The sequence below is a fragment of the Arthrobacter sp. TB 26 genome (genome assembly GCF_000427315.1).
Lineage (GTDB): Bacteria > Actinomycetota > Actinomycetes > Actinomycetales > Micrococcaceae > Arthrobacter.
Window position 1 is genome coordinate 1 of sequence record NZ_AUPJ01000182.1, and the last position, 8310, is coordinate 8310.

6 protein-coding genes are annotated in these 8310 nt (G+C 68.5%); 1 reads left to right on the forward strand and 5 read right to left on the reverse strand.

Annotated elements, in window-relative coordinates; all coding sequences use genetic code 11:
• From K789_RS0106270 to K789_RS0106285, 4 genes are all read right to left on the reverse strand, one after another.
• On the reverse strand, positions 1 to 1722 hold a 1722-nt coding region (locus tag K789_RS0106270), incomplete at its 3' end, for a molybdopterin-dependent oxidoreductase (protein ID WP_024366013.1).
• A 109-nt stretch (positions 1723 to 1831) separates the two neighbouring features.
• Entirely contained in the window at positions 1832 to 2581 is a 750-nt protein-coding gene (locus K789_RS0106275; RefSeq protein WP_024366014.1) for a LamB/YcsF family protein, read from the reverse strand.
• Complete coding sequence (locus K789_RS0106280) at positions 2572 to 3435, reverse strand: hypothetical protein (RefSeq protein WP_024366015.1); 864 nt, start codon at positions 3433 to 3435, stop codon at positions 2572 to 2574. The genes K789_RS0106275 and K789_RS0106280 overlap by 10 nt, the downstream gene beginning before the upstream one ends.
• 131 nt (positions 3436 to 3566) lie before the next feature.
• A complete protein-coding gene (locus tag K789_RS0106285; protein ID WP_024366016.1) occupies positions 3567 to 4940 on the reverse strand; it encodes an NAD-dependent succinate-semialdehyde dehydrogenase in 1374 nt (457 codons plus the stop codon).
• Between the two features lie 228 nt (positions 4941 to 5168).
• On the opposite strand from K789_RS0106285, the gene K789_RS0106295 reads away from it, so the two are divergent.
• Positions 5169 to 6533 (forward strand): MFS transporter, encoded by a 1365-nt coding sequence (locus K789_RS0106295; RefSeq protein WP_024366017.1) that lies wholly within the window; start codon positions 5169 to 5171, stop codon positions 6531 to 6533.
• A 64-nt stretch (positions 6534 to 6597) separates the two neighbouring features.
• On the opposite strand, the gene K789_RS0106300 is transcribed toward K789_RS0106295, so the two are convergent.
• A partial coding sequence (locus tag K789_RS0106300) for a glycoside hydrolase family 65 protein (protein ID WP_024366018.1) occupies positions 6598 to 8310 on the reverse strand: 1713 nt, incomplete at its 5' end.

Consider the following 8310-nt stretch of genomic DNA (forward strand, 5'->3'; position numbering starts at 1 on the left):
CGCCCAGCCGCCGCCGTTGCGGCCCATGCAGCCGGTCAGCATCACGAGGGCCAGGACCGCCCGGTAGGTGGTGTCGCCGTGGAACCACTGGCAGATCCCGGCGCCCATGATGATCATGGAGCGTCCCTTGGACTCCTCGGCATTTCGGGCGAACTCCCGTGCCACCCGGATGCAGGCCTGCGCGGGAACGGACGTGATCTCCTCCTGCCAGGCCGGGGTGTACGGCGTCGTGGCGTCGTCATATCCGGTGGCCCACTGCCCCGGAAGCCCTTCGCGGCCTACGCCGTACTGGGCCAGCATGAGGTCGAAGACGGTGGTGACCAACTGGCCCTCCACCTCGATGACCGGCACCCCGCGCCGGAGCACGCTGCCGGTGCCGTCCGCCTCCTCGAAGCACGGCAGCAGGATCTCGGCGCTCGCCCCGGAGACTTCGCGCAGGGACAGCGCCGGTTCGATCCCCTCGAGGTCCAGGTTCCATTTGCCCTCGCCGCTGCCGGAGTAGCGGAATCCCATGGAGCCGTTGGGGACGGCCGGGCGTCCGGTCTTCTTGTCGAACAGGACGGTGCGGAAGGCCGCGTCCTCGGCCAGGGATTCGGCCGGGAGGTCCTTCGCGGTGAGGAACTTCGACGGGGTGAGGGAGCCGTCGTCACGCCGTTCGAGCCGGACCAGGAACGGCAGGTCGGTGTACTGGCGGACGTAGTCGGAGAAGAACGGGACCTCGCGATCGACGAAGAATTCTTTGAGCATGACGTGGCCCATGGCCATGGCCAGTGCGGCGTCGGTTCCGGCCTGGGCGGGAAGCCATTCGTCGGCGAACTTCGTGTTGTCCGCATAGTCCGGGCTGACCGTCACCACCTTGGTGCCGCGGTACCGCACCTCGGCCATCCAGTGCGCATCCGGGGTCCGGGTGACGGGAACGTTGGAGCCCCACATCATGAGGTAACCGGCGTCCCACCAGTCACCGGATTCCGGGACGTCGGTCTGGTCCCCGAAGACCTGCGGGCTGGCCACGGGCAGGTCCGCGTACCAGTCGTAGAAGGACGTCATCACCCCGCCGATCAGCTGGATGAACCGGGTCCCGACCGCGTGCGAGACCATGGACATCGCCGGGATCGGCGAGAAACCGGCGCAGCGGTCCGGGCCGTAGGTCTTGATCGTGTTGACGTGCGCGGCGGCCGCAATCTCGGTCGCTTCCTGCCAGGACACCCGCACCAGGCCGCCTTTGCCGCGTGCCTGCTGGTAGCGGCGGCGCCGTTCCGGGTCCCCGACGACGTCGGCAAAGGCCAGCACCGGGTCGCCCAGCCGGGCTTTGGCCTCGCGGTACATCTCGACGAGGACGCCCCGTGCGTAGGGGAACCGGACGCGTGTGGGCGAGTAGGTGTACCAGGAAAAGGCCGCCCCCCGGGGGCAGCCTCTCGGTTCGTATTCCGGGCTGTCTGGGCCCACAGAAGGGTAGTCCGTCTGCTGGGATTCCCAGGTAATGATGCCGTCTTTGACGTACACCTTCCAGGAGCAGGAGCCGGTGCAGTTCACCCCGTGGGTGGAGCGGACCACTTTGTCATGGCTCCACCGGTCCCGGTAGAAGATGTCACCCTTGCGGCCACCCTCCCGGAACACCGCCCTGCCGTCGTCGGTCTGGTCCCATTTCGTAAAAAAACGGCCGAGCTTCAACATTGCGTCCGAGGCGGGTCCATCTAACCCCGCGGGGCCTCCGGCAGTCATGCCCTCAAGATAGAGGCCGCATCGTGGCCCCGATAGGGCCTTACGGCACTGGGCAGTTCCCTTCAGGAAGAAACAGCGGGAGCCGGCCCCGGGGCAGGCCCGACCGGGCTCAGGCGAAGCTCTCCAGTTCCACGCCCGCGCTTTCGAGGGCCGACCGGACCGCGGCCGCCGTGGCGACGGACCCTGGGGTGTCGCCGTGGATGCACAGGGAGTGCGGTTCGATCTGGAGCACGGTGCCGTCCACGGCCTCGACTTCGCCCTTCGTGGCCAGGCGCACGGCCCGTTCGGTGATCCGGCCGACGTCGTCCAGCATTGCACCGTCCTGCGAGCGCGGCATGAGGGTCCCGTCGGGAAGGTAGGCGCGGTCGGCGAAGGCCTCGGCGAAGACCGGGTGGCCGGCCTCCTGGGCGATGCCGAGGAGGGCAGAGCCCGGGAAACCCAGGACGGGAAGTCCCGGATCGTAGGCCTGGATGGCCGCGACCACCGCGGAGGCCTGCTCGGCGTCGCGCACTGTCCGGTCGTAGAGCGCCCCGTGCAGCTTGACGTAGTCCACCGAGGCGCCGACGGCGTGCGCCACCCCGTCCAGGGCGCCGAGCTGGTACAGCACGGCGCCGAAGAGGTCATCGAACGTGATGTCCATGGCCCGGAGACCGAAGCCGGCGAGGTCCGGGTAGCCCAGGTGCGCGCCCACCCGGACATCGAGCTCGTAGGCCGCCCGGCAGGTGTCCAGCATGGTCACGGGGTCCCCGGCGTGCAGCCCGCAGGCCACGCTGGCGCTTGTGACCAGCGGAAACATCGCCGCGTCGTCGCCCATGGTCCAGGTCCCGAAGGACTCGCCCAGGTCAGCGTTCAGATCCAAAACGTGCCGCCATTCTTCGCTGATTCGTCCTTGCTGATGTCCTTGTCCGTATGCCGCACCGCTGCGCTCTGCACGGCTGCCGGGGCGTCGGGTTCCGCGGTGCCCCCGAGTTCGCCGGGAATGACGAGCGGCATCGGGCCGAAGGCTTCTTTGGCGTTCGCGACGACGGCGCGGCCCATCACCCGGTTGCCCACGCCGCCCACGACGGCGCCGATGCCGAACGGCAGCGCCCGGCCCAGCAGGGCCGTCCCCTGCTGTTTCAGCAGGGTCCGCAGGAACATCGTCTGGATCCGTTCCCGCACCGAGCCGAAGCCGGCCAGCGGAACCCGGCGGGCGAAGAGGGAGCCCCAGGCCTGGGTGGGGCCCCTGCCCTGCCCGGCCGCCTGCCCGCTCAGCGAGCTCAACAGGGCGGTGCCTTCCTCGCCCAGCATGATCGCCATGACCAGGGTGCTGGCCTTCTCCGGGTCCACCAGCCGCACACCGTGGAGTTCGGCGAGGGAGGTGGAGAAGAGTGCGGTGGCCTCGAGGAAACCAACGGTCGCGGCGGCCGAGAGGCCCAGGGCGGCTGCGGTCCCGACGCCGGGAATCACGGCGGCACCACCGACGAGCGCGCCGCCGCCGGTGACAGCCATGAGGTAGTCCCGTTCCAGCCTGGCGGCGAGCTGGGCCGCGGTGGCGTGCGGATGCTTTCGCTGGAGCCGGCGGAGGTTCGCCAGGACCAGCGGGCGCTGGACTTCAACGGCCCGCAGGAGCACGTTGTGGACGCCCGGCTTGGGCTTGCCCTGGGCGTCGAACATCGCATTGTGAGCTGACTGCTGGGCAATCTTGATTGCCGGGTTGCTTCGCTTGGCCATCATCGCCTCTCCCTGAACCATAAGTGTGCTGAGCTTCGTCCTGTGTTAACACTAGGCTACGGGGAGCGGGCAGTTGGGGGCGGATCGGCGACACCCATCCGCCCTCAACTGCCCGCAGGATGCTGCCGGGTTTAGCGCGGGGTCCGGATGAGCTTCTTGTTGACGAACTCATTCATGCCGAACCGTGCCAGTTCGCGCCCGACGCCGGAGCGCTTCACCCCGCCGAACGGCAGGTCCGCCTGGGTTTCGGCCACGGAATTGATGAAGACCATGCCGGTGTCCAGCCGGTCCGCGACCTCCTTGGCTTTCCCGGTATCGGCGCTGAAGACCGCACCGCCCAGCCCGTAGGGGGAACCGTTGGCCAGTTCGATGGCCTCTTCCACGGTGGCGACCTTGTAGATGACCGCTGCCGGGCCGAACAGCTCTTCGGAGAACGCGCGCATCCCGGGCGTGACATCGGTCAGCACGGTGGGCTCGACGTAGGCGCCAGGGCCGTCAACGAGGTGTCCGCCGGTCCGCAGGGTGGCGCCCTTGTCCACGGCGTCCTGGATCTGCTCGATGAGGCCGTCGGCGGCGCTCTGCGAGGAGAGCGGCCCGAAGCGGGTGTCGGCGAGCAGGGGGTCGCCCGGCTTGATCGCGGACATCCGGGCGGTGAATTTCTCCACAAATTCCTCATAGAGATCCTCGAGGATGATGAAACGCTTCGAGGCCGTGCACGCCTGACCGGCGTTCCCCATCCGTCCGCTGACAGCGGCCTTGACGGTGGCGTCGAGGTCGTCAGAGTCGAGGACGATGAAGGGATCACTCCCGCCCAGTTCCAGCACGTACTTCTTCAGGTTCCTTCCGGCCACCTCGGCAACTGCCGAGCCTGCCCGCTCGCTGCCGGTCAGCGAGACACCCTGGATGCGGTCATCGGCGATGACCTCGGCAACCTGTTCGTTGCTCAGGAACAGGTTGATGTAGGCGCCCTCGGGGAGTCCGGCATCCTTGAAGATCTGCTCGATGGCGAGGGCAGACTGCGGGCAGCTGCCGGCGTGCTTGAGCAGGATGGTGTTGCCGAGGATCAGATTGGGCGCGGCGAACCGGGCCACCTGATAGTAGGGGTAGTTCCACGGCATGATGCCCAGGAGCGGTCCGACTGGCGCGGAGCGGACAATGGCTTCGCCGCCGCCCTTGACGTCCAGCAGCTCATCCTTGAGGAAGGACGGGCCCTCTTCGGCGTAGTACGAGTAGATGTCGGCCACGAGGCCAACTTCGCCCCGGGACTGGGCCAGGGGCTTGCCCATTTCCGTGGCAATCAGCCGGGCCAGTTCGTCCTGACGTTCCCGGTACAGCTCGGCGACGCGGGCAATCACCTTGGCGCGGGCCTCCACAGGCGCCGCTTGCCAGTCCCCGAAGGCAGTCTTCGAGGCGGCGAGTGCGCCCTCCACCTCGCCCGCGGTAGCGAGCGGGAATTCCTTCAACGTTTCTCCGGTCGCGGGGTTCACTGTCTTGTAGGCAGTCATTAATCCACCATCTCCGATTCTGAGTAATCCAGCTCCATCAGGCCACGGCCGCCGTCGCGTTTTAGCAACTTGGCGGCGATCCGGGCCCAGTACGTCGGAACGGGCTGCCCCGGTGAGGTCGCCCGTCCCATTAGGCGGCAACCCGGACGCCCCGCAGCCTATTCCATCGGATCTTTCGCGGCCCGAATCCGCCGCCCTCGTGCGGTACCGGGCACCTAGACTGGAGCCATGCGCTCACTGCGGGCCCTCCGGCCCTTCGCGCACCGGGAATACCGGGTGCTGATTGCGGCCCTGGCCATCTCCATTTTCGGCTCCGGAATGTGGGCCGTGGCGATGGTCTATGAGGTGATCCATCTGGGCGGCGGCCCGCTGGAGCTCTCCCTCGTTGCGGCGGCGGGCAGCGTCGGACTCGTCGCCTTTGTGCTTGCCGGCGGCATCGCTGCGGACCGGTTCCCGCAGCGGCTCCTCATCATCGCGGTGGAGGGGGCCAACCTGGCCGTCATTGCCGGCATCAGCGGGCTGGCCATGCTGGGCTGGCTGCAGCTCTGGCATCTCGCGCTCGGCGCTTTTGTCCTGGGCGTCGGAGCGGCGTTCTTCTTTCCGGCCTACTCCGCCATCCTCCCGAGGATCCTGCCGCCGGAGGACCTGCTCGCGGCCAATGGCATGGAGGGGACCATGCGGCCCATCCTGCAGCAGGCCGCCGGGCCCGCCGTCGCCGGCATCCTGGTCGCCGCGCTGTCCCCCGCGCACGCTGTGACCGGGGTGGCGGTGTGCCACCTGCTGGCTTTTTCCACCCTCAACCTGCTCCATCGCCAGCCCCGCCCGGGGTCGGACGGCCGGGCGGGCAGCGCTGGTTCCGGGGCCGGCGAACGCGCCACGACGTCCCTTCTGCACGACCTCCGCGAAGGGGTCAGCTACACGGTGCGCACGCCCTGGCTGCTGTGGACCCTGCTGTGGGCCTGCATCTCCGTGCTGTTCCTGATCGGCCCCATCGAGGTGCTCCTGCCGTTCGTGGTCCGCGACCAGCTCGGCGGCGACTCGCGCATGTTCGGCTTCCTGCTTGCGATCATGGGCGTGGGAGGCGCCGCAGCTTCGCTGGCCACGGCCTCGTTCCCGCTTCCGCGCCGCTACCTCAGCGTCATGATGGTGAGCTGGGGTGCCGGCAGCCTGCCGCTCGCGGCCGTCGGCGTCATGGACAGTTTCTGGGCGCTGGCGGCCGCGCTCTTCATCTTCGGCGCCACCGGCGGCGTGGGCATGGTCATCTGGGGAACCCTGCTGCAGCGCCGGGTGCCGCCGCACCTGCTGGGCCGCGTCTCGAGCCTGGATTTCTTCGTGTCGCTCGCCCTGATGCCGGTCTCGATGGCCCTTGCCGGACCCGCCGCCGAGGCACTTCCGGTCGGCCTGATTTTCCTGGTCGCCGGGACGGTGTGCCCGGTCATGGCCGTGATCGCCCTGGCCGTCGCACGGATGCCGGCTGACGAACTCGCCCATCCGCTGGACGACGGCCGGGAGGCCTTCGGCGCGGATGCCACATCACCGGCCGAAGCCTCCGGATCAGGGCAACCCGACCCGAAGCAACGCGGGGTCATCTAGCGCCCGTGTCCGTGGGGATCATGGGCGCTGTGTGACCCCGCGTTGCTTTGGCGGCGCTCGGGTCCTAGACCGCCGCGCGCACGATCGGGATGGACGCCGTCGGGAGTCCGCTCGGGAAGATCGTGGGCGCCGGTGCCGCGACCGGGGCCAGCGGAACCCGAACCGTATCGCCGTCGACGGTGAGCAGCTCGCCGCGCACGTCCACCTCCAGCGGTGCGCCCTCGCGCACGGTCAGGCTGATGGCACCCTGTTCCAGTTCGAGCTGCAGCAGCCGGCCCTGGATCTTCAGGTGGAAGGACAGCCCGTCCCATCCCGCGGGCAGCCGCGGGTCGAAGTACGGCACGGCACCCTGGTCGCGCAGGCCCGCGAAGCCGCTGACCAGCGAGCTCCACACCCCGCCGGTCGAAGCGATGTGCACGCCGTCGATCGTGTTGCCGTGGGTGTCGTCCAGGTCGATGAACAGCGCATGGGTGAAGTGGTTCAGCGCGGCGTCGGCGTAGCCGACCTCGGCCGCCATGATGCCCTGCACGCAGGCGGACAGCGTGGAGTCGCCGGTGGTGATCGGATCGTAGAAGTCGAAGGCTCGGCGCTTTTCCTCGGCGGTGAAGTCCTGCCACTGCAGGAACATGGCCAGCACACTGTCAGCCTGCTTCAGGACCTGGTGGCGGTAGATCACCAGCGGGTGGAAGTGCAGCAGCAGCGGGTACTTGGACCGGGGCGTGCTCCAGTCCCACGGCTCCAGGGTCATGAAGTCGTTGTCCTGCGAGTGGACCTGGAGGTCCTCGTCGTAGGGCAGCTGCATGCGGTTGGCGGCCTGCTCCCAGAGCTGGCGTTCGGCGTCGTCGATCTCCGGGTGGTCCAGTGCCGCCGCGGCGCGCAGGTTAAACCGGGCCATGACGTTGGTGTACAGGTTGTCATTGACGACGGCGGTGTACTCGTCCGGGCCGGTGACGCCGTGGATGTGGAAGAGCCCGTCCTTGCCGAAGAAACCCAGGGAGACCCACATCCGGGCGGTCTCGATCAAGAGCTCGGAGCCGAGGGATTCCTCGAACGCCTGGTCGCCGCTGGCCCAGATGTAGCGGTTGGTCGCGAAGGCGATCGCGGCGGCGATGTGGAACTGGGCCGTGCCGGCGGCGTAGTAGGCGCTGGCCTCGAGACCATTGATGGTGCGCCACGGGAACAGTGCGCCGTCCACGCTGAGCTCCTTGGCCCGGATCTTGGCCTCGGGGAGCATCGCATGGCGGAACTCGAGGACCTGGCGGGCATTGCCGGGGCTGGTGTACGTCAGGTAGGGCATCAGGTACACCTCCTGGTCCCAGAAGTAGTGGCCGTCATAGCCCGAGCCGCTGACTCCCTTGGCGGGGATGCCGGCGACGTCGGCGCAGGCCGTCGCCTGCGCCAGCTGGAAGAGGTTCCAGCGGACGGCCTGCTGGAGCTCGGTTTGGCCGGCGAGGACGATGTCGCTCGTGGTCCAGTAGTTTCGGTAGTGCGCCGCGCTCTCTGCGAAGATCTCCGCGAGCGGCCTGAGGCCCGCTTCCGCGTCATCGGCCAGGTCTTCGGAGGCCTGCCCGACGGCGTAGCTGACGCTCTTTTCCAGCACGAACGGCTCGTCGGCGCCAACGGCCAGAACGTAGCGGACGCTGCTGTCGTCCTCGTGCACCTGGGTGTCGAAGGGCTGCACTCCGGCGTTCGTCCAGTGGTCGACGGCCAGGCCGATGCGCTGCTTGGATTCGGCGGTTTCCCAGGACAGGCGCAGGGAGCCGTCGCCGCCGTCGAG